Source organism: Halarcobacter anaerophilus, assembly GCF_006459125.1.
GTDB classification, from domain to species: Bacteria; Campylobacterota; Campylobacteria; order Campylobacterales; family Arcobacteraceae; genus Halarcobacter; species Halarcobacter anaerophilus.
Window position 1 is genome coordinate 2,658,045 of record NZ_CP041070.1, and the last position, 20,397, is coordinate 2,678,441.

Annotated in this window: 26 protein-coding genes; 9 read left to right on the forward strand and 17 right to left on the reverse strand. The window is 30.2% G+C overall.

Features of this window, described 5'->3' with window-relative positions:
• Positions 1–84 precede the first annotated feature (84 nt).
• From murC to AANAER_RS13245, 4 genes are read right to left on the reverse strand one after another with little or no spacing between them, the layout of a single operon-like run.
• On the reverse strand, positions 85–1,389 hold the full coding sequence (murC, locus tag AANAER_RS13230; protein WP_044417090.1) for a UDP-N-acetylmuramate--L-alanine ligase: 1,305 nt from the start codon (positions 1,387–1,389) through the stop codon (positions 85–87).
• Positions 1,389–1,967, reverse strand: coding sequence for a hypothetical protein (locus AANAER_RS13235; RefSeq protein ID WP_129082023.1), 579 nt, complete (start codon positions 1,965–1,967; stop codon positions 1,389–1,391). Before AANAER_RS13235 ends, murC begins: the two co-directional genes overlap by 1 nt.
• Positions 1,960–3,090 (reverse strand): succinyldiaminopimelate transaminase, encoded by a 1,131-nt coding sequence (locus AANAER_RS13240; protein ID WP_044417087.1) that lies wholly within the window; start codon positions 3,088–3,090, stop codon positions 1,960–1,962. Before AANAER_RS13240 ends, AANAER_RS13235 begins: the two co-directional genes overlap by 8 nt.
• Positions 3,091–3,098: 8 nt before the next feature.
• Positions 3,099–4,529: a COG3400 family protein gene (locus tag AANAER_RS13245; RefSeq protein WP_129082024.1), complete on the reverse strand. Its 1,431-nt coding sequence runs from the start codon at positions 4,527–4,529 to the stop codon at positions 3,099–3,101.
• 119 nt (positions 4,530–4,648) lie between these two features.
• On the opposite strand from AANAER_RS13245, the gene tgt reads away from it, so the two are divergent.
• The 3 genes from tgt to AANAER_RS13260 are packed head-to-tail and all read left to right on the forward strand — an operon-like array spanning position 4,649 to position 6,471.
• Positions 4,649–5,782 carry a tRNA guanosine(34) transglycosylase Tgt gene (gene tgt / locus AANAER_RS13250; RefSeq protein WP_129082025.1) on the forward strand — a complete coding sequence of 378 codons (1,134 nt, stop codon included), beginning with the start codon at positions 4,649–4,651 and terminating at the stop codon, positions 5,780–5,782.
• Between the two features lie 53 nt (positions 5,783–5,835).
• A complete protein-coding gene (gene gatC / locus AANAER_RS13255; RefSeq protein ID WP_044417084.1) occupies positions 5,836–6,126 on the forward strand; it encodes an Asp-tRNA(Asn)/Glu-tRNA(Gln) amidotransferase subunit GatC in 291 nt (96 codons plus the stop codon).
• A gap of 3 nt (positions 6,127–6,129) precedes the next feature.
• The gene (locus AANAER_RS13260; protein WP_129082026.1) at positions 6,130–6,471 is read left to right on the forward strand and encodes an arsenate reductase family protein; all 342 of its coding nucleotides are present in this window, start codon (positions 6,130–6,132) and stop codon (positions 6,469–6,471) included.
• A 52-nt stretch (positions 6,472–6,523) separates the two neighbouring features.
• Here AANAER_RS13260 and AANAER_RS13265 read toward each other — a convergent pair whose 3' ends face one another.
• The 3 genes from AANAER_RS13265 to serB form a co-directional block, all read right to left on the reverse strand.
• Entirely contained in the window at positions 6,524–7,876 is a 1,353-nt protein-coding gene (locus AANAER_RS13265; protein ID WP_129082027.1) for a class II 3-deoxy-7-phosphoheptulonate synthase, read from the reverse strand.
• A gap of 103 nt (positions 7,877–7,979) precedes the next feature.
• On the reverse strand, positions 7,980–8,975 hold the full coding sequence (locus tag AANAER_RS13270) for a transaldolase (protein WP_129082028.1): 996 nt from the start codon (positions 8,973–8,975) through the stop codon (positions 7,980–7,982).
• Positions 8,976–8,985: 10 nt separating this feature from the next.
• Positions 8,986–9,606 (reverse strand): phosphoserine phosphatase SerB, encoded by a 621-nt coding sequence (serB, locus tag AANAER_RS13275; protein ID WP_044417076.1) that lies wholly within the window; start codon positions 9,604–9,606, stop codon positions 8,986–8,988.
• A 67-nt stretch (positions 9,607–9,673) separates the two neighbouring features.
• Between serB and ruvX the strand changes: the two genes are divergently transcribed.
• Positions 9,674–10,051, forward strand: a complete 378-nt coding sequence (gene ruvX / locus AANAER_RS13280) for a Holliday junction resolvase RuvX (protein ID WP_129082029.1) — start codon at positions 9,674–9,676, stop codon at positions 10,049–10,051.
• Position 10,052: 1 nt separating this feature from the next.
• Here the strand turns inward: ruvX and acpS are convergent, their stop codons facing one another.
• On the reverse strand, positions 10,053–10,403 hold the full coding sequence (acpS, locus tag AANAER_RS13285; protein WP_044417073.1) for a holo-ACP synthase: 351 nt from the start codon (positions 10,401–10,403) through the stop codon (positions 10,053–10,055).
• 30 nt (positions 10,404–10,433) lie between these two features.
• On the opposite strand from acpS, the gene AANAER_RS13290 reads away from it, so the two are divergent.
• The 4 genes from AANAER_RS13290 to tilS all read left to right on the forward strand — a co-directional run bounded on the left by AANAER_RS13290 (position 10,434) and on the right by tilS (position 14,714).
• Entirely contained in the window at positions 10,434–11,393 is a 960-nt protein-coding gene (locus AANAER_RS13290) for an ABC transporter permease (protein ID WP_129082030.1), read from the forward strand.
• A 103-nt stretch (positions 11,394–11,496) separates the two neighbouring features.
• Positions 11,497–12,315 carry a pantoate--beta-alanine ligase gene (gene panC, locus AANAER_RS13295; RefSeq protein WP_044417070.1) on the forward strand — a complete coding sequence of 273 codons (819 nt, stop codon included), beginning with the start codon at positions 11,497–11,499 and terminating at the stop codon, positions 12,313–12,315.
• 64 nt (positions 12,316–12,379) lie between these two features.
• Complete coding sequence (gene rimO, locus AANAER_RS13300) at positions 12,380–13,729, forward strand: 30S ribosomal protein S12 methylthiotransferase RimO (RefSeq protein ID WP_129082031.1); 1,350 nt, start codon at positions 12,380–12,382, stop codon at positions 13,727–13,729.
• A gap of 1 nt (position 13,730) precedes the next feature.
• Complete coding sequence (tilS, locus tag AANAER_RS13305; protein WP_129082032.1) at positions 13,731–14,714, forward strand: tRNA lysidine(34) synthetase TilS; 984 nt, start codon at positions 13,731–13,733, stop codon at positions 14,712–14,714.
• Here tilS and AANAER_RS13310 read toward each other — a convergent pair.
• The 9 genes from AANAER_RS13310 to AANAER_RS13350 form a co-directional block, all read right to left on the reverse strand.
• The gene (locus AANAER_RS13310; RefSeq protein ID WP_044417066.1) at positions 14,703–14,972 is read right to left on the reverse strand and encodes a hypothetical protein; all 270 of its coding nucleotides are present in this window, start codon (positions 14,970–14,972) and stop codon (positions 14,703–14,705) included. The two genes, tilS and AANAER_RS13310, sit on opposite strands and share 12 nt — an antisense overlap.
• Complete coding sequence (gene fliS / locus AANAER_RS13315; RefSeq protein ID WP_233736949.1) at positions 14,948–15,271, reverse strand: flagellar export chaperone FliS; 324 nt, start codon at positions 15,269–15,271, stop codon at positions 14,948–14,950. The genes AANAER_RS13310 and fliS overlap by 25 nt, the downstream gene beginning before the upstream one ends.
• A gap of 166 nt (positions 15,272–15,437) precedes the next feature.
• Positions 15,438–16,133 (reverse strand): flagellar basal body L-ring protein FlgH, encoded by a 696-nt coding sequence (locus tag AANAER_RS13320; RefSeq protein WP_044417062.1) that lies wholly within the window; start codon positions 16,131–16,133, stop codon positions 15,438–15,440.
• Positions 16,123–16,551, reverse strand: a complete 429-nt coding sequence (locus AANAER_RS13325; RefSeq protein WP_129082033.1) for a hypothetical protein — start codon at positions 16,549–16,551, stop codon at positions 16,123–16,125. Before AANAER_RS13325 ends, AANAER_RS13320 begins: the two co-directional genes overlap by 11 nt.
• Positions 16,552–16,555: 4 nt before the next feature.
• Positions 16,556–17,080 (reverse strand): flagellar basal body-associated FliL family protein, encoded by a 525-nt coding sequence (locus tag AANAER_RS13330; RefSeq protein WP_044417057.1) that lies wholly within the window; start codon positions 17,078–17,080, stop codon positions 16,556–16,558.
• A 2-nt stretch (positions 17,081–17,082) separates the two neighbouring features.
• Positions 17,083–17,571, reverse strand: coding sequence for a MotE family protein (locus AANAER_RS13335; RefSeq protein ID WP_044417055.1), 489 nt, complete (start codon positions 17,569–17,571; stop codon positions 17,083–17,085).
• Between the two features lie 4 nt (positions 17,572–17,575).
• On the reverse strand, positions 17,576–17,950 hold the full coding sequence (locus AANAER_RS13340) for a hypothetical protein (protein ID WP_228711153.1): 375 nt from the start codon (positions 17,948–17,950) through the stop codon (positions 17,576–17,578).
• A gap of 31 nt (positions 17,951–17,981) precedes the next feature.
• On the reverse strand, positions 17,982–18,242 hold the full coding sequence (locus AANAER_RS13345; protein ID WP_044417052.1) for a flagellar biosynthetic protein FliQ: 261 nt from the start codon (positions 18,240–18,242) through the stop codon (positions 17,982–17,984).
• A 1-nt stretch (position 18,243) separates the two neighbouring features.
• Positions 18,244–19,254, reverse strand: a complete 1,011-nt coding sequence (locus AANAER_RS13350; protein ID WP_129082035.1) for a hypothetical protein — start codon at positions 19,252–19,254, stop codon at positions 18,244–18,246.
• Between the two features lie 90 nt (positions 19,255–19,344).
• Between AANAER_RS13350 and AANAER_RS13355 the strand changes: the two genes are divergently transcribed.
• Positions 19,345–20,397, forward strand: coding sequence for a flagellar basal body P-ring protein FlgI (locus AANAER_RS13355; RefSeq protein WP_129082036.1), 1,053 nt, complete (start codon positions 19,345–19,347; stop codon positions 20,395–20,397).

Below are 20,397 nucleotides of genomic sequence, written 5' to 3' on the forward strand. Positions count from 1 at the left end.
CATAAATTATTAAATTTGTAGAAAAGTAGAAAAAAGGCAATAAATAAATAACTAAAATAATATTTATTAGTTATTTATTAAAATTTACTTTCTTAATTGGTAAGTTATATCTCCTGCTCCGACACCTAAAATAATTCCTTCATCAAAACTGTAAAAAACTTTTTTATCTTTTATAAGTTCTACTTTCCCTTCTGATGTTTTTAAGCTGTCTGCAAAAATAGGATTATATAAAGCAAACTCTTTTTCAAAGTCTATATCAATAATTTGCTCTCCAGGAATTGTCCAAATAGGAAGAATTACAAGTTGGTCACATCTTCTAAAACATCTTTTAAACCCTTCAAGGTTGTCATGGGTTCTAGAGTATTTGTGCGGTTGCCAAATTACGACTCTTTTATTTATATTTGTCAAATTATCGTAAAGTTCAACCGATCTCATGGTTGCTTCAATTTCCGTTGGATGATGGGCATAATCATCTATCAAAGCAAAGTTATCCTTTTTTTGAAGAAGATCAAATCTCTTTTTGATTCCTTTATAATTTGAAAGATTTTTTCTAATAGTTTCAATATCCAACTCATTTAAAGCTGCTAATATTGCCAAAGAGGCATCAACTGCTATATGATAACCAAATCCCCAAACCTCAAAAGAGCCTAAATCTTTTAAATCAAATTTTGTGCAAGGCTCTCCTTTTTTTAAAAGATATGAAAGATTTTTTATATCATGGCTTGGATATAAAAATTCTGCTTCTTTTATACCTAGTTTTTTTATATGTTCATCTTCACCGTTTAAAACTCTTTTTGAAGCTAACTCTATAAACTTTTTATATGCTTCATAAAACTTATCATAATCATAATGATAATACTCCATATGTTCAGGTTCTGCATTTGTCACAATAGAACAGTATGGATTTGATAATAAAAATGAAGCGTCCGATTCATCTGCTTCAAAACTAAGAAGATTATTTACATATCTAAAATTTGAACCGAAATCTTTTGATATAGCTCCTATTAACGCCGAACTTTGTAAGATTGAAGCTAAAATTGCCGTTGTAGTTGATTTTCCGTGAGCTCCTGCTACACAGTAGTTTTTCTTATCACCTAAAACAATGGGCAATGCCTCTTTTCTTGAGAGTGTTCTTATTTGCTTTAATCTTGCTTCTATAAGTTCAGGATTTTCATCCGTAACCGCAGCAGAATAGATAACCAAATCAAAATCATCGCAAATATTTTTTGCATCTTGGGGACAAGATACTTTAATTCCCTCTTTTTCAAGCTCTTTTGTAATAGGTGAGCTTTTCATATCCGAACCGCTTACTTGGTGTCCGTCATAATTCAAAAATCTAGCTAAGGCAGAGAGTCCTATTCCGCCTATTCCAATAAAATGTACTTTCATCAATTTTCCAATAAATGTTTTAAATTTTTATACTCTTTTTCCAAAATATTCATATTGTTTTCTAAATATTTTTCCAAATCATAATTAAAGTTTGTAATAAAATAACCATATTTTTCATCACTGTTTGAACTGCTTAAATCAACCTCTTTTTGGTAAAACGTATCCAAATCAAGATTTTTTGAAAGAGCAATTAGATGAGATTTTAAAGCATTACAAAGAGTTTGATCTTCTATAATATTTGATAATACAAAAATCAGCTCTTTTGCTCCTTGTATATTTTCATAACTCCACTTTTCTATTGCATGTTCGTAAAAAGCTCTTATATAATATAAGTCATCCGTATCAAGTTTCAGTTTTCTTTTTGCAATAATCTCTTCTACGTTTTCAAAAGATATTTGCAAAATATTTTGATAAATATCATTGATTTTTTCTTCATCTAAATCCAAAATCAAAAAAGAGTCTAAAACTTCATATAGTGCTACTATATTTTTTGTATTTATGGCATCAACTCTTGTCTCCTCCAAGTATTTTAAAAAATCAGGGTTTGTTCTTGCATTATGAAGTTGCTCTTTATCCATCAAGAAAACCTTTTAATCTTTTTAAAACCTCTTGCGTTTTTTTCTCATTTTCAACCAAGGCAATTCTTACATAACCTTTTCCCATTCCTTCTCTTCCCAAAAAACTTCCCGGAAGAACTTTTATATTCTTCTCTTTATAAAGTTTTTTTGTAAATTCCAACTCATCGTCTACTTCAAGCCAGATATAAAAAGTTGCTTTAGGTGGATTAATTCCTAAAATCTCTTTTGCCAATTCAAAATTTCTTTTATATGTTTTTCTAAATTTTTCCACATGAGTCGATTCATTCCACGCTACTGTTGCGGCTTTTTGTAAAGGAAGAGGAGAAGCACATCCTATATATGTTCTATATTTCATATACTCTTTTAAAATCTCTTCATCTCCTGCTATAAAACCGCTTCTAAGTCCGGGCGCACTGCTTCTTTTTGAAATTGAGTTCATCACAAGTATATTTTTAAACTTTTCATTTCCTGCTTGGATACTTGCTTCAAGTAAAGAAGAGGGTCTATCTTTTTCATCAAAATATATTTCGGAATAACATTCATCATTTACTAAAATAAAATCAAATTCTAAAGCTTTTTTAACCCAAACTGCCAATTCTTCTTTTGTCATTTCAGCAGAAGTCGGATTGTTAGGATAGTTTAAAATCACTAAATCACATTTTTTTAGTTCTTCATCACTTAAAAAGGCTTTGAAATTATTCTCTTTTGTCAAATTTATATGTATAACTTCTGCCCTGCTTGCTATTGCGGCACCTTCATATATTTGGTAAAAAGGATTCGTAAAAGCAATTACGGGATCTTTTTTATCAAAAAGTGCAAATTGCGGAAAATTAAAAAGCACTTCTCTTGTTCCGAAAGTAGGAATAATTTGATTCATATTTAAAGGAACGTTAAATCTATTTACAACAAAATTTATCATTGCCTCTTTAAGTTCAGGCAATCCCGCACTTGCAGGATATTTTTGAAGTAGTGAAGTTGTTGAAGCTAATTGTCTTTGAATAAAGTCAGGTGTCTCAAATTTCGGTTCGCCGATTGTTAAAACACTTGCTTCAAAATCTTTATTGGGTTCTATATTTTCTAATAATTCATTTAATTTTTCAAAAGGGTATTTTTCAAAATTCATTTTTTTCCTTATTCTTCGATAACTGGTATTAATAGTTGATTAAATTTACTTAAATCAAAAGAGATTAAATCTGAGTTTGTATATAAAAATTTCCAAGATAATCTAGGTTTTAACATACTTTGTTTCAAAGGTAAAATTTGTAAGATATTTTCCTGTTTTTTCAACTCTCTAATAGGATTTTTATCTTCAGATACGATTTCAACTTTTTCATTAAATATTTTTGCTAAGTTTTCAAAATGATCTAAAAGATTAGATTTATCTTGATTCTCACCCAAAGGATCCATATTAAAAATTTTTGTTTTTGTTTTTAGCTGACTTGCCACATCAAAAACAACAGGAGAAATTTGTTCATAAGAGTTTACGTCATTAATCAGCACAACACTTCTTTTGACTCCTAATCCTACTGCTTTTTCACCTATTTTAAAAACAGGAATTCTTAAATCTAAAATATGTCTGATTTTTTTTCTGTTTTTAAACATCTCGGAAGTTAAAATAAGCATTCCTATATCAAAGGCTCTTATATCGCTTTTTAGCAATCTTTCCATTCCTAGATTATGGAAATCCATTTTAATCTCGACAGACTCATTTCCTGCAAAATTCTCTTTTATTGATTCTAAAATGCCAACTGTCGTAGGTCTGGTTATTCTTATAATAAGTTTTCCGTTTTTTAATCTTTTATGTAAAAATTTAACTTCATCAATTACATTTAAAATTCTTTGGTCATCTTGTAAATACATATCAAGATACAGATATAAATTATGACCAAAAGGCATCGGAAATTGTCCTTGAGATTTTCCTATGGCATTGTAAACCTGCATTAAAACGGAAGGTTTTCCTATTACCAAAATTACGTCATTTGGTTTTAAAATCAAAGAAGGTTTTATATTAATTAATCTTTCACCTCTATAAAGTCCAAAGATTTTCCACTCTTTTTGTTCTATTGATCCTATATATCTGTAAGCATAAGAGCTTCCGAAAGGAATCTTGATTTCCATAATTTCACCCTGCTTTAAACCGATATTTTGTGCCATTACAGGGATATTGGGTAATCTTTCTATCATACCGTTTGCTAAAACTTCAATCCCTTTGTAAACATCTACGTAAGGATCTTTCATATTTATTCCCCAATAATCTAAAATAGACATTGGAAGGTTCTTTTTTCTTTTTTTTATATTCTCTATTACATTTAACATCTCATCTTTTGAGTTTAATGCAATCATAACTTGGGTATGTACGTCTTTGTCTAAAACCATTGCGAGTTTTGATTCGGAAGTAGGATCAAATTTATAAAAAGTACAATTTGAAGCTTTTTGCTCAGGAATAATGGCATCATTCATGTAAACAACGTCATAGCTGTTATCTGCCGTATTTGTTTCAACAATTCTTTGCATCAACTTTTTTGCAACAATACCATCTAGAATAACTAATATTTTTTTCATACGGTATTATATCTAAAAGTGCTAAATTTTTTATATCTCTTAATGATTAAAATCGACTAAATATCTTTAAACTCATTATTAGATATAATTACGGTTTTTAAAACAAAGGAATATATTTTATGGAATTTAAAATTGACGGAAAATCTTATAATAAAGCAAGAGCCTGTACTATAAAAACTGCTCACAGTACGATACAAACTCCTGTTTTTATGCCTGTTGGAACACAAGCTACCGTAAAAGCATTAGATGCAAATGATTTATTGGATATGGGCGCAAAAATTATTTTAGGAAATACTTACCATTTATATTTAAGACCCGGAAGCAAACTTATCAAAAAATTCGGAGGACTTCATGGATTTTCAAAATTTCCAAACTCTTTTTTAACTGATAGCGGTGGATTTCAGGCTTTTTCTTTAAGCGACAACTCTAAACCAGATGAAAACGGTATTACTTTTAAATCTCACATAGACGGAAGCAAACACTATTTCACCCCTCAAAGTGTTCTTGATACGCAATATGAATTAGGAAGCGATATTATGATGATTTTGGATGATTTGGTTGCCCTACCAAATACACGTGAGAGAATTAAAAAATCTATTGAAAGGACTACAAAATGGGCAGAAGAAGCCATAAAATACCATAAAGAACAACAGAAAAAAGGTATCGGGGTAAATCAAAATATCTTTGCAATTATACAAGGGGGAACAGACAAAGAGTTTAGAAAACTAAGTGCTACGCAACTTTGTGCCCTTGAAGATTATGACGGATATGCAATCGGCGGATTAAGCGTCGGTGAACCAAATGAAGAGATGTATGAAACGGTTGAATGGACAACTGATTTTATGCCCCAAAATAAACCGAGATATTTAATGGGAGTAGGAACACCTGAAGATTTAATAGAGAATATAGAACGCGGTGTTGATATGTTTGATTGCGTTATGCCTACAAGAAATGCAAGAAACGGTACTCTTTTTACAAGTTTCGGAAGAGTGAATATTAAAAAAGCAACATTTAAAGAAGATCCTTTGCCTATAGATTCCGAATGTGACTGTTATACTTGTAGAAATTTTAGCAGAGCTTATCTAAATCATCTTTTCAGAGCCGGAGAAATCACCTATTACAGACTTAGTTCAATTCATAATATTCATTACTATCTAAATTTAATGAGACAAGCAAGAGAGGCTATTTTAGCAGATAACTGGCTAGAGTTTAAAAAAGAGTTTTACCAAAAAAGAGAGAATACGGGAAAGTAAGATTAACCTCTTTTTGGATATAATCATGCACAAAAGTAAAAAGAAGGAATTATATGACTGTTGATGATAAACTAATTGACAAATTAGCAAAACTTTCAAGCTTGGAAATAGATGATTCAAAAAAGGAAAATCTAAAAAAAGAGCTTGCAGATATTATTAACTTTGTTGAAAATTTAAATGAAATTGATGTATCAAATATTGAAGCAACATTTAATACGGTTGAAGGAGGAACTCCTTTAAGAGAAGATGTGGCAAAACAAGATTTAGAACTTTCAAATCATATCTTAAAACATGCTCCAAAATCGGAAAACGGTTATTTTATAGTTCCAAAAATAATAGAGTAAAAAATGCTTACGGTTTATGGAATTAAAAATTGTGATAGTGTAAAAAAAGCACTGAAATTTTTTAAAGAGCACAATATAGAAACAGAACTTTTCGATTTTAAAAAAGAGACTCCAAGTCCTGAAAAAATTGAAATGTGGGTAAAAAAAGCCGGTATTGACAAAGTTTTCAATAACAGAGGAACAACTTATAGAAATCTAAAATTAAAAGAGCTTAATCTTAACGAAGCTGGTAAAATACAATGGTTATGTAAAGAGTTAATGCTTATAAAAAGACCTGTAATAGAGTATAAAGATATGGTTATCGTAGGTTTTAATGAAGAGATTTATAAAAAGACTTTTTTATAAAAAATAATTAAAACTAAAGAGGAGAAGAACTCCTCTTTTTTATAAAACTACTTTAAGCTCTTGCTTCTTTTAAAGTATCTGCAATCATAAATGCCAGTTCTAAAGCTTGATCGGCATTTAATCTTGGATCACATTGAGTATGGTATCTGCTTGACAAACCTTCGGCTGTAATAGCTGCACTTTCACTTCCTGTACACTCTGTTACGTTTTGTCCCGTCATTTCAAGATGAATTCCACCTGCATAAGTACCTTCTGCTTTATGTATTTGGAAGAACTGTTTTACTTCAGATAAAATCGCTTCAAAATCTCTTGTTTTATATCCATTATCCGTTTTAGTCGTATTTCCGTGCATCGGATCACATGACCAAACAACCTTTTTCCCCTCTTGTTTTACTTTTCTTAAAAGTTTCGGGAAAATATCCGCAACTTTTTCATGTCCCATTCTAACTATCAGATTTAATCTTCCTGCTTCATTTTCGGGATTTAAAGCATCGATTAATTCAATTAATTCATCCTCTTTCATAGAAGGTCCTACTTTACAACCTATTGGATTATGAATTCCCCTGAAATATTCGATATGAGCATCGTTTAAACCTCTGGTTCTGTCCCCAATCCATAACATATGAGCTGAACAGTCATACCAGTCTCCGCTTAAAGAGTCTCTTCTTGTTAAAGCCTCTTCATAATTTAACAATAAAGCTTCATGGGAAGTGTATAAAACTGTTTCTCTTAATTTACTTGTATTTTCACTTGTAATACCGCATGACTCCATAAACTTAAGAGTTTCAGATATTTTATTAGCAAGTTGCTCATACATTTCACCTAAAGTATTATCTTTTACGAAATCCAAATTCCAAGCATGAACTTTATGTAAATCAGCCATTCCGCCTCTTGCAAAAGCTCTCAAAAGATTTAGTGTTGCCGCACTTTGATTATATGCTTTTAAAAGTTTTTTTGCTTTTGGAGTTCTGTCCTTTTGGGTAAAATCCATATTATTTATAATATCTCCTCTATATGAAGGAAGAGATACCCCTTTTATTTCTTCAAAATCAGAACTTCTTGGTTTTGCAAACTGTCCTGCAATTCTTCCCACTTTTACAACAGGACATCCACCTGAAAAAGTCAAAACAACTGCCATTTGCATCATCACTTTAAACAAATCTTTAATATTGTTTGCATTAAAAGCATTAAATGATTCAGCACAATCTCCGCCTTGAAGTAAAAAAGCATTTCCTTCTACTACTTGGGCTAATTGAGACTTTAATCTTCTAGCCTCTTCAGCAAATATTAAAGGAGGATAAGTAGCTAACTCTTTTTCTACTTTTTTAAGTTTTTCTAAATCATTATATGTTGGTTGTTGTTTTATTGGAAAATCTCTCCAACTACCAGGATTCCAATTATTCATAATCTAAGCCTTTAATATTTAAATAGTGCTAGATTTTATCTAAAATTGTCTTAAGTATTAAGGATGCAACTTAAAAAATTACTTTTAAGTTACATAAGTTTTATTAATCTTTTTGTAGTTTTTTAAGTAAATCTTTAAATGAGTTTTTAAAAGCTCCAAGCCCGTCATTTAACAGTTTTGTATAAACCGCTTGAACATCGACTTTACTCTCTTTTAATGTTTTAAAATATTTATCGCATTTCTCTTCACTTGGAATTTCACTCGGTTCTTTTTTTCCGTTTTCAAGCCATTGATCAATAGTTGCAAGAGGTGCCGTATTTATAGAGTTTGGATAAATTAAATTATCAACATAATAACTACCCTCTAAATCGTTACCTTTTACTCCCGTACTTGCAAAAAGAGTTCTTATATTTTTATTTCCTATTTTTTCAACTTCATGATAACATTTTGTAGCATTTATAATTCCTAATTTACCCTTTTTAAGACCTTTTGCAAAGAGTTCGGAATCACACATTCTATCAAGTCTTGAAACAAAAACCGATATAACCGCCTTTGTATCTTTATTAGATAATTTTATTCCCTCATTTAAAGCTTTTGCACACTCTATTGCTTGTTGGGGTGAAAAAATCAATGTTGCATTTACGTTTATTCCTTGTGAAGTCAACTCTTTCATTGCTTCATAACCCGCTTGCGTTGCAGGAACTTTAATCATTACATTTTCCGCACCGATTGTAGAGTTTAGTCTAATTCCCTCTTCAATAGTTCCTTTTGTATCATCACAAAGTTCAGGATCAACTTCAATTGATATAAATCCGTCATTTTGATTTTCTACATATAAATCATTTAAAAGCTCAGCTGCTCTTTTTATATCTGTTAAAGCCAACTCTTCATATATTGTTTTTGCTTCATTTGCCTGAAGCATTTGAAGCTGCTGTCCGTATGCAACAGAGTTTGAGATTGATGATTCAAAAATTGCAGGGTTTGAAGTAGCCCCGTGAATTATCTCATCGTTTATCAAATCTTTAAATCTATTTTCTAAAAAATCTCTTTCAATAAAATCACACCACAGTGAAAAGTTTATGTCCTCTTTTAAACTCATAATTAATCCCTTAAATATACTCTAATATTTTTGTCAAATCTTTTTCTTCAACAATAATATTAGCCTCTTTTTTTATGATATCTCTTCCGCAAAATGCAACTTTTTTTGCTGCATAAGGAAACATCGAAACATCATTTGCTCCGTCACCTGCAACAAGAGTATTCTCTTTTGAAACTCCTAAAAGAGATTGAACTCTTTGAATCATATCCCCTTTGGAGAATCCAAACATCATATCTCCACCCACTAGTCCTGTTAAAATGCCCTCTTTTTCATGTAAAATATTTGAAAAATCCGCATCAAGTCTTAATTTCTCTTTTGCAGGGGTCGTACCTATTCTAAACCCTCCTGAAAAACATACCACTTTATAGCCACTCTCTTTTAGTTTTGAAACTGTTTCAAAAGCTCCTGGCATAAGCGGTAAATCTTTACAAATTTCTACAGCCTTTGAATACTCTAATCCTTTTAATAATGATACTCTTTCGATTAATGATTCAAAAAAATCTAATTCTCCCGCCATTGCTTTTTCAGTAATAGCCGCAACTTTCTCTTCAAGCCCCAAAGGCTTAGCTAAGAAATCAATTGTTTCCCCGTCCATAAGGGTTGAATCAAAATCAAAAACTGCTAATTTCATACTCTATTTTCCTAGTTTTATTCTTTTAAGGCTATAATATTATCCAAATTTAACTAAAGGAAACTGATTGAAAATTGCTTCTCTTGATATTGGTCTTAAAAGAATAGGTATAGCAATATCTCTTCACAAGGAGATAGTAACCCCTCTTCCTGCCGTTCTAAGAAAAAATAGAAATCAAGCTTCAAATGATGTTTTAAAAGTTTTAAAAGAGTGGGAAATTGATAAATTAGTTATAGGGTTTCCAAGTGCAAGTGAAGATATGCAAAAAAGAGTTAAACACTTCACCTCTTTGCTAAATCTTGATATTCCTTATGAGTTTCAAGAAGAAAATATGAGTTCAATCGAAGCAGAAGAGCTTATAAAAGGTGAAATAAAATATAAAAGAGACGGAAGAGTCGACTCAATAGCCGCAAAAATTATTTTAGAAAGATATCTGAACAGATAACTTATTTTTTTATATTATAAACAACTGCTATAGCTAATCCGCTTTCATGAGTTATAGAGAGACAAGACTTTTTAATCTTAAACTTTTTTCTAATCTCTTTTGAATACTTGATTTTAGGGGCTCCTAATTTACTTTTTTTTATTTTTATATCATGAAAAGAGCACTCTTTCCCTATTCCCGTACCTAAAGCTTTGCTCGCCGCTTCTTTCGCCGCCCAAAATCCGGCTGCCGTTTCTGGACGTTTGATTAACTCAATTTCATCCTCGTTTAAAAACCTTTCATATGCCTTGTTTCCAAACTTTTCATACATTTTTTTAATTCTGTCGATTGAAGCTACATCTATACCTATCATTTTTAACCTATGTGCTAGTATAATACGCTCATGAAACTATTTATGAGCAAATTATTATATCTTATTATCATGCTTTTTATAATAAGCTTAATCTCTTTTTTGGCAATTCATTTAGCTCCCAATTCATTTTTTGCAAGCGGACAGCTAAATCCGAATATCACGCCTGAATCAATTGAGCAGTTAAAAGCTGTATATGGATTAGATAAACCTCTGTATATTCAATTTTTCTCATGGATTACTGCACTTTTGCATTTGGATTTCGGTATCTCTTTTGCAAGCGGGCAGATGGTAAAAAATGAGATTTTAAGCAGAGTTCCTATTACTCTTACAATAAATATTATATCAATGTTTTTGATCTTTGTCGTTTCCTTATATTTAGGAATCAAAGCAGCACTGCAAAAGGATTCAAAACTAGATAAAGCAGTAGGACAACTTTCACTTTTAAGTTTTTCGATGCCCTCTTTTTATTTAGCTCTTTTGTTAGTTTTGATTTTTTCGATATATTTTGAAATTCTACCTATTGCAGGACTTCATTCAATTCCAAATGACGGCAGTTTAAACTACTATTTGGATTTTGCATGGCATCTTGTTTTACCGATTTTTATTATAACTTTCAGTGGAATCGGAAGTCTAATTTTATATATTAGATCTTTGACAATTGAGATTTTAAAATCCGATTATATATTTTTTGCAAGAGCAAGAGGGTTAGATAAAAAAAAGATATTAAGATACTATATTTTGCCCAATTTATACCCTCCTGTGATAACTCTTTTAGGACTTTCATTGCCCGGAATTATTGGAGGAAGTGTAATTTTAGAAACAATCTTTTCCATTGATGGAATGGGTTTACTTTTTTATCAAAGTGCTTTAAGTCATGATTATCCCGTTATTATGGGAATTTTGATAATAGGTGCCTTTTTAACTCTGCTTGGAAATATGCTGGCAGATCTGATTTTACTTAAACTCAATCCAAACTATGACGAAAAGTAGTATATCGTAAAAGAGTAATTCGTTACTCTCTTTAGAGTTTGCTTCTTTAAATGAAATTTATTTTCATTGGTAAAAGAAGTTATAAAAGACAAAAGGAAAATTATTGAAAGTTTTAAAAACTATTGAAGAACTGCAAGAAGTTCGAAAAAACACTAAAGGAAGTGTCGGTTTCGTTCCTACAATGGGAGCATTGCATGACGGACATATCTCTTTAATAAAAAAAGCAAGAAGTGAAAACGATACTGTTTTCGTATCAATTTTTGTTAATCCGACACAATTTTTGCCGGGTGAAGATTTAGAAGCTTATCCTAGAAAAGAGCAAGCAGATATTAAAATTTGTGAAATGTGCAAAGCCGATTATCTTTTTATGCCGCAAGCTGATACTATGTATTCGCCTGAAGAGGTTTTAGTAAAAGCTCCAAATAAAAGCTATATACTAGAAGGTAAAACAAGACCGGGACATTTTGACGGAGTTTTACAAGTTGTTTTAAAACTATTTGGATTAACTCAACCTACAAATGCCTATTTCGGTAAAAAAGATGCCCAACAGTTATCTCTTATTCAACAAATGGTAAAAAACTTTTTCTTACCTATTAATATTGTTCCTTGCGATATCGTAAGAGAAAACGACGGTTTGGCAAAAAGTTCAAGAAATGTTTATTTAAGTACTACTCAAAGAAAAGATGCACTTTTAATTTCAAAATCTTTATATAAAGCTGCTTCTCTTGCCGCAAAAAAAGAGAAAGATGTAAAAGTTATAAAAGATAAAATGCTTGAAGTTATGCAAGGACTTGATGTAGAATATGTAGCTTTTGTAGACAGAGAGTTTAATGAAATCAAACAAATCCAATTAGGAAATACAATAATTTTAGTTGTGGCAAGATTTGATAAAACTAGACTTTTAGATAATATTTGGATATAAGTTTTACAATTTTTTTATAATATGATAAAATTCGCGAAAAATTAGAAGAAAGATAAAAATATATATGAAATTTACAGATAAGAAACCTTCAAAATCTTTACACTTAGTTAGTCTTGGCTGCACTAAAAACCTTGTTGACTCGGAAATTATGTTAGGTAGACTCAAAGATTATGAGATTACCGATGATTCCTCAAAAGCCGATGTGATTATTGTTAATACCTGTGGTTTTATCGATAGTGCAAAAGAAGAGAGTATAAATACCATACTAACTTTACATGATGAAAGAAAAAAAGATTCTGTTTTGGTTATGGCAGGATGTTTAAGTGAAAGATATAAAGAAGAACTTCAAAAAGAGTTACCTGAAATAGATATTTTCACGGGAGTTGGAGATTATGACAGAATCGACCGACTTGTAAATGAAAGAAGAAGCTCTTTTACGGAAGAAGTTTTTTTATTAAATGAAGAGAATGACAGAGTTATCACAGGTTCATCTTATCATGCTTATGTAAAATTAAGCGAAGGTTGTAACCAAAGCTGTTCTTTTTGTGCAATTCCGAGTTTCAAAGGGAAACTTCATTCAAGAACATTGGAATCTCTTGTAAAAGAGGTTAAAAATCTTGTAAAAAACGGTTATACCGATTTCTCTTTTGTTTCTCAGGATTCATCATCTTTTTTAAGAGACTTAAATATCAAAAACGGTTTAGAAAGATTAATTGATGAAGTAGAAAAAATAGAAGGAGTAAATAGTGCCAGAATTTTATACCTTTATCCTTCGACTACTACTTTAAGTCTGATTGAAAAAATTCAAAATTCAAAAGTATTTCAAAACTACTTTGATATGCCTCTTCAACATATCTCGTCATCAATGCTTAAAATTATGAAAAGAGGTAAAGGTGTTGAAAAGCTAAAAGAGTTGATGGATGCAATGAGAAAAGTTCCAAACAGCTTTGTAAGAACAACTTTTATTGTAGGACACCCGGGAGAGACTCAAGAAGATTTTGACAAATTATGTGAATATGTAAAAGAGTACGGTTTTGACAGAGCAAACGTATTTGCTTATTCTGATGAAGAGGGAACAGATGCCTATGCAAGAATGGATAAAGTTGAAGAGGATCTTATAAATGAAAGAGCCGAAATTTTAGGTGAAATTATTTCTGAAACTACTCAGCAATCTTTAGAAAAAGAGATAGGAAAAACTTTTGAAGTCTATATTGATTCAGAAAGCTTAGAACATGAATATCTTTTAAGTGCAAGAAAAACTACTTGGGCACCTGATATTGACGGAGAAATTTATATAAACGATAACGAATTATATGATGAAAACAATCCACAAAAACTTCAATTCGGAAAAATTTACAAAGTAAAAGTAACCCAACTTGTCGGAGACAAACTTTTAGCAACCGTAATTAAATAAAATGAAACTACAAATCAATACAATCAACACTTCAAGAAATCTTTTAGCTTTTTCAGGAGGTGTTGATTCTTCTGCTTTGTTTTTTATTCTATTAGAAAACAATATCCCTTTTGACTTGGCGATTGTAAATTATAATGTAAGAGAGCAATCCAAACAAGAAGTTGAATATGCAAAATTTTTGGCAAAAAAATATAATAAAAAAATCTATTTAAAAGATGTGAAATTTGAAGATAATTCAAATTTTGAAAAAAAAGCAAGAGACAGTAGATACTCTTTTTTTGAAAAAATTATAGAAGAGAACAGCTATGAAACTTTGATTACTGCACATCAGTTAAATGATAAATTGGAGTGGTTTTTTATGCAGTTAAGCCGTGGAGCGGGACTTATCGAACTAATCTCTTTTGAAGAGATTACAAAAAAAGAGACTTACCGAATTTACAGACCTCTTTTAAATATTACAAAAGAGGAATTAAAAACTTACCTAAAAGAAAACTCAATTAAATACTTTGTTGATGAAACAAATTTTGATGAGAGATATAGAAGAAACTATTTTAGAAAGAACTTTTCGGATAATTTTTTAAAAGAGTTTAAAGAGGGTGTAAAAAGAAGTTTTGAGTATCTAAAAGAAGATATAAACTCTTTAAATATTGAAGAGAAGGCATTATTAAAAGAAAAAGAGTTAGAAGTTTTTAAAAATCTAAATGATGATAATTTAAATATAAGAAATATAGATTTATCTTTAAAAAAAAGAGGTATACTTTTAACCAAAGCCCAAAGAGATGAGATTTTAAAGCAAAAAGAGTTGGTGATTTCTCATAAAATTTCTATAAATATTACTACAAAATATATTTTTATTTCACCTTATGAAAAAGAGATAATGCCAAAAGATTTTAAAGAGAAGTGTAGAGTTAATAAAATTCCCAAAAATATAAGAGCTTATATTTTCAAAGAAAAAATTAATAAAATATTCGATTTAATGTTTTAGAAACTTTCTTAGTTTTCTATTTTCAACCATATCTTTTCTGGTTTTTTCTTTATGCTCTTTTAAAAAATTAATATTTTTATAAAAGAGTTCGTAAAGCTTTTTGAAACCGTCTTGGTCTAATTCAAAATCGCTTATTTGATTTTCTGCAAGATATTTATTATTCCATCGTACAAGAGCATCAGCCCTTTCATAAGAATCTAAAGTATCAATATAAGTTAACTCTTTAAGAGCATTTATAGACCAGTTTCCTCTTTCCATGCTTCAATTAAACCTTGTACAACTTTCATAACTTGATTTACCGAATTAATATTATCATCTATTCCGGCACTAAATAAAGTTTCAATTTGATAAAGATATAATCCATCTAAATAGTATGAAACATCACCACCTTCAAAATCAAGTACATTTCTAAGCTCATCAAAGATTGAAACCGATTTATTAATGTATTTGAATTTAGCTTCTATATCACCACTTTCCATTGCAGCTTTTACAAAAGATAAATATTTCAGCAATCCTTCATATAGCTTTAGAATTAATAAATATGGATCATCAGACACTGCATTCTGTTGTTGGTATGCTTCTATTCCCATAAAATAACTCCATTAAATCAATATTGAATATAGAGTATATTATATGTATACTTAAAAAAAGTTATATTTAAAAATTTTAAATAAGAATCTTCTAATTATTTTTAACTAGTAATATAAAAAGTTATTTTACTAATTAAAAAGGCCAGAATAATTGGATAATTTTTAATCCCCAAGGTACATGCATAACATCTTGTTCCTCACCGTCTTTTTCATACAGAATTTTTAAATTTGCTATTTGAGAGGAGTCTACTGAATTATCCGAAGTTATATCATAAGGTCTAATAACACCCGTAAGAGTTAAAGACTGTTTTTGTCCGTCAATAAGTATCTCTTTTGTTCCGCTTATGTAGTAGTTTCCGTTTTGATAAGTCTCTTCAATTATTGCAGATACGCTTGTTGAGAACGTTTCATCTAATTTTGTTTTTACTTCACCATCATTTTCTACACTAGAGTTTGATTCAAATCCCAAGTTCGTAACAGGATTTAAACTTTTTGCTATTTTTGAAGCCAATCCGTTATTTTGTCCGGCAGTTACAACACCGCCGCCTAAAGAGCTATTCCTGTCATTTGATAATTCTCTTTTGTTATGGCTATTTGAATATAAAGACTCATCAATTTGAACTTGTATGATATCGCCTATTTGCAAATCTTTTTTATCCGCAAATAAAGATGAACCTTTTACGGCATATAAAGACCCTTTATTTCTTTTTACTATAGGTTGTTCTTTTGGAACTTGTATTTTAGGTTTTGTAAATTTAATTTCAGGATCTTGTCCGCATCCAACAAAAGAGAAGATTAGAAGAAAAGGCAGAAAATATTTAATTCGCATTATATTTACTCTCTATAACATATTTTAAATCAATAGCGATTTTAGTATCTTTTAAACCTTTTTTTATCAATGCCGCACTTCCGTATCTTACTTTCAAAGCATCAAGATTCGTATCAGGATCCACTACAATCAAAACTCTGTTTGAAATTAGTTTTACGTCAATTACTTTTCTTTGCCCTATTAGATCGACTGCCGTTTCAATCTCTCTATATATTATTCTTTCAAGTTTTTTACTTTTTTGTTTCTCTTCTTCAAGTTTTAACTGCTCAAGTTTTTCTTGACTTTCAAGTTTTTCTTGATTTGCATACTCATCGCTCATATGAAAATAATATGCAGTAAACATTACTATTACTGCCCCTATTGAAAGCAGTTTAATAAGAGCTCTTTTTTTACTGTTTGTTTTAACGGCTACTATCATCTTTTTATTTTATAACAAAAGAGGTAAACAATATTTGTTTAACGCAATCTTTTTGAATATCACTATTTGAAGTAACTTCATTTAAAATTGAGTTAATCTCATCTAATAACTCCTCTTTAAGAAGGGCTTTACCGCCGACAGTTAAAAGTTCTTCCGAACTTCTTGAGCTAACTTGGGCAATAACTGCATCTACAATTTCAGGTTTATACTCTTCAACGATTGACTCAATTGTAGGTTCCGTACTTTTTACGGAAAAAGATAGTTTCATAAGTTTTTCTCTACCTTTTGCATTTGTAATATTCAACACCAAATCATTTATGCTTGCTTTAAACATTTCACCCGGATTTGCTTTTTGGCTATCTTGTACTTGTTCTTGATTATTTTGTTGTTGTCCGCTTAATACTCCGCTTGAATACAACATATATCCACCCACTCCTACCGCAACTAATAGAAGTACTACGAGTACTACAAGTACTATTATTAAACCTTTTCCTCCGCCAGATTGATTTGCTTCTTGATTATCAGCCATATTTACCCTTCATTATTGTTATTTTCTTTATAGTCCTGTAACATTTGTGTTAGCATCGAGGCATTCATAGGACTTATATATTTCATTAAAGATGTTACTTTACTATCTTTTAATCTCAAAATTATATCAAAAACATCTTCAATTTTTCCCTCACTAATCATTTGATTGAAAATATTAGCTGCAATTTTCGGTTTCATTTTATTATATATTTTCGCCGTTTTATTTTCAACTTCACCTTTTATATTACTTAAAAGTTCTCTATTTTCATCTCTTAGAGATTGTATTTCATTCTTCTCTTTTTCAATTTTAGATAATAAAGTTTCAAGCTCTTTTTTTCTTGTTTGATACTCTTTCTCTTTTTTATTATAAAAATTATTTAAATCTTTTTTTAACTCTTTTATCTCTATTTTCTGTTTTATTAAAGTTGCACTACTTACTTCTTGTGCTTCTAAATTAAAAATAACAAAAAGAAGAATAATTAATAATCTCATAATTTCATCCTGTTATATATTTGCTTTGTATATATTCGTTTGAGGCCTCTTCTTCACTTAAAAGTATTTTTCTGAACTCCTCTTCTTTTTGCTCTTGTAAAATATATTTATACTGTTCACTCTGTTTTTGAAGTTCAATAATCTCTTTTACTAAAATATCCAACTCTTTATTTAATACGGCTTTTTGTTTTTCTAACTCTTGAATATGGTGAGCCATAGTATTTTTATGCATTTGTAAAATGGAAAAATCGGAAATTGCTCCGAATTTTTGTACACTTGTAGTGTTTATTTTATTTTCCGTAAACATTATTTCATCGTCGATATGTCCTATTTTAGAGACTATCTGACCTTTTTGCATTAATTTTTGATCAGTCTGCATTTTTTTGAGATTATAAAGCTTTTCTATCATATTACTGCCCAAAAGTTAAAATTATATCCCATAAATCTTTGGTATAAGTCTCAATATGATCACCGATCCAAGGTAAAGAGATAAGAACAAATACCGAAACAAATATAATCTTAGGAACAAAAGACAAAGATGCGTCAGAGACCTGAGTTACTGCTTGGAATATAGAAATAATAAGCCCTATTACCATACTTACGATTAATGAAGGTAATCCTAAAATTAGAATGATTTTAACTGTGTTTTCCGCAATACCTATTAAATCCATACTAATCTTTTACTTTTATAGTTATCTCCAATGTTTTATTATTGAGAAGTTGTGATATAAGTTTTGCGATATCATCAGCGCTAGAACTGCCCAAATCCAAATTTTGTTTTTCTTCACTCTTTTTTACCTCTTCAGTAGAGATAGTATTTGAAGCTTTAGTCTCCACAGGTTCACTGTCCGTCATATCTAACGCTGCTAATAAATCTGCTTCATTTAAAGAATCAAACTCTGAAAACTCATCTGCCATCGCTTCTCCTTGCTCACTGCCTTTTTGCTCTAAATTATTCTCATTTTTTTCTTCATTTGTTAAATCAATCTTACCTGAATCTTCTTCAAAACTCAAATCTTTTAATGCCTCTTGATCTTCTTGTAAATTCTCTTCATCCTCATCTACCATACTGCCAAGTTCATTTAATAAAGGATCATTCATCAAAGGATTCTCTTTTTCATCAGAAATAGGTTCAACCTCTTCTTCTAACATTGAAGAGATATCATCAATCTGTTCTACTTGCGCTTGAGGTTCTTCTTCATCTGTACTTCTATGAGAAAGAAGCTCTTTTAATTCATCGTCTAATTGAATATATTCTTTGTCATCATCGCTGTTTTCATATGCATCCTCAACGATTTCAACAATAGAATCCTGAATATTTTCGGATTCCTTTTTATCTACTATGGAATCAAGTTTATTTTTAATATGTTTAGAGAGTTCTTCAATAGAGTTTACCGAAATATCACCAATTCCGTGATCTAATAAAAAATCTTCCTCAATTCCGTCTTTAGGTTTTAAGAATTTAAATTTATCGTTTAATAAAGAATTTTTTTTGATTATTTTCGAGTCATCGATTAGATATATATTTTTAGGATTATCTTCAATAGCATTTTTCAAATCTTCTAGAGTAGAAAGATCTACTACTTCACCATTTTCATCCAATCTAAACTTTATATTAGAATGTTCCAATAGTTCATGTATATCTTTTCTAAAATCATCACTTCCGTAAACATAAATAATCAAAAGATATCCTAATATTATTTTTTTAAAGATTATACCTATATTTTATAAAATTTTAGATAAAATTTACTCAATTATGTCTAAGGTGCAAAATTGAGATTTCTAATACTAATTATTCTAATTGTCAATTCAGTTTTTGCTGTAACAATTAAGGATATATCAAATATTGTGGGAATTAGAGATAACCAACTTATTGGTTATGGTCTAGTAGTAGGTTTAGCAGGGACAGGAGACAAATCCCAGTTTACTATGCAAAGCCTTCAAAACCTGCTTAGAAATTCATATATAAAAATCCCTACCTCATCAATAAAGTCAAAGAATATTGCAGCTGTTATGGTAACGGCAGATTTACCGGCTTTTTCTAGGCAAGGGGATAAAATAAAAATAAAAATATCGGCAATAGGCGATGCAAAATCAATTGACCACGGAGAGCTTCTTCTTACTCAGCTAAAAGCCGTAGACGGACAAGTTTATGCTTTGGCTCAAGGAACTATCGTAGCTGATTCAAAAAACAGTACGACAGGTTTTATTTATGACGGAGCAACAATAGAAAATGAAGTAGAATACTCTTTAAGAGGAGAAGATTCCGTAACATTAAGTCTTCTAAAAAATGATGCCAAACAAGCTTATGAAGTCCAAAAAAGAATAAATGAAAAATTCGGTGAAAGACTTGCCGTAGCTACAGATACAAGAACTGTGGATGTAAGAAAACCTAAAGATATTTCAATTGTTAAATTTATTTCAGACATCCAAAGTATAGAATTGGATTCGGATTTTAAAAAGAAAATTATAATTGATATGCAAAGAGAGACTATTATAGCAGGAGCCGATATTGTTATAGATCCTGTAACTGTTGCAAAAGAGAACTTTACGATTAGAATTAAAAAATCACCTCTTGATGATACGCAGTGGGAGGACAAAGGTTTAAATCCGGGAAGAGATATAGGGGATGATGTAGTTTTAGATAATAAACCTACGGCTGTTAATATCGATAATACTTTGCTAAACAGTAAAAAACAGCCTACGGTTTCAGATTTAGTAAGAGCGATGAAAGTAATGAAAGTGCCGATGACTGACATTATAGAAACCATAAAAATGATAAGAGATCTCGGCGCATTAAACGTAGAAGTGGAGATAAGAGGATAA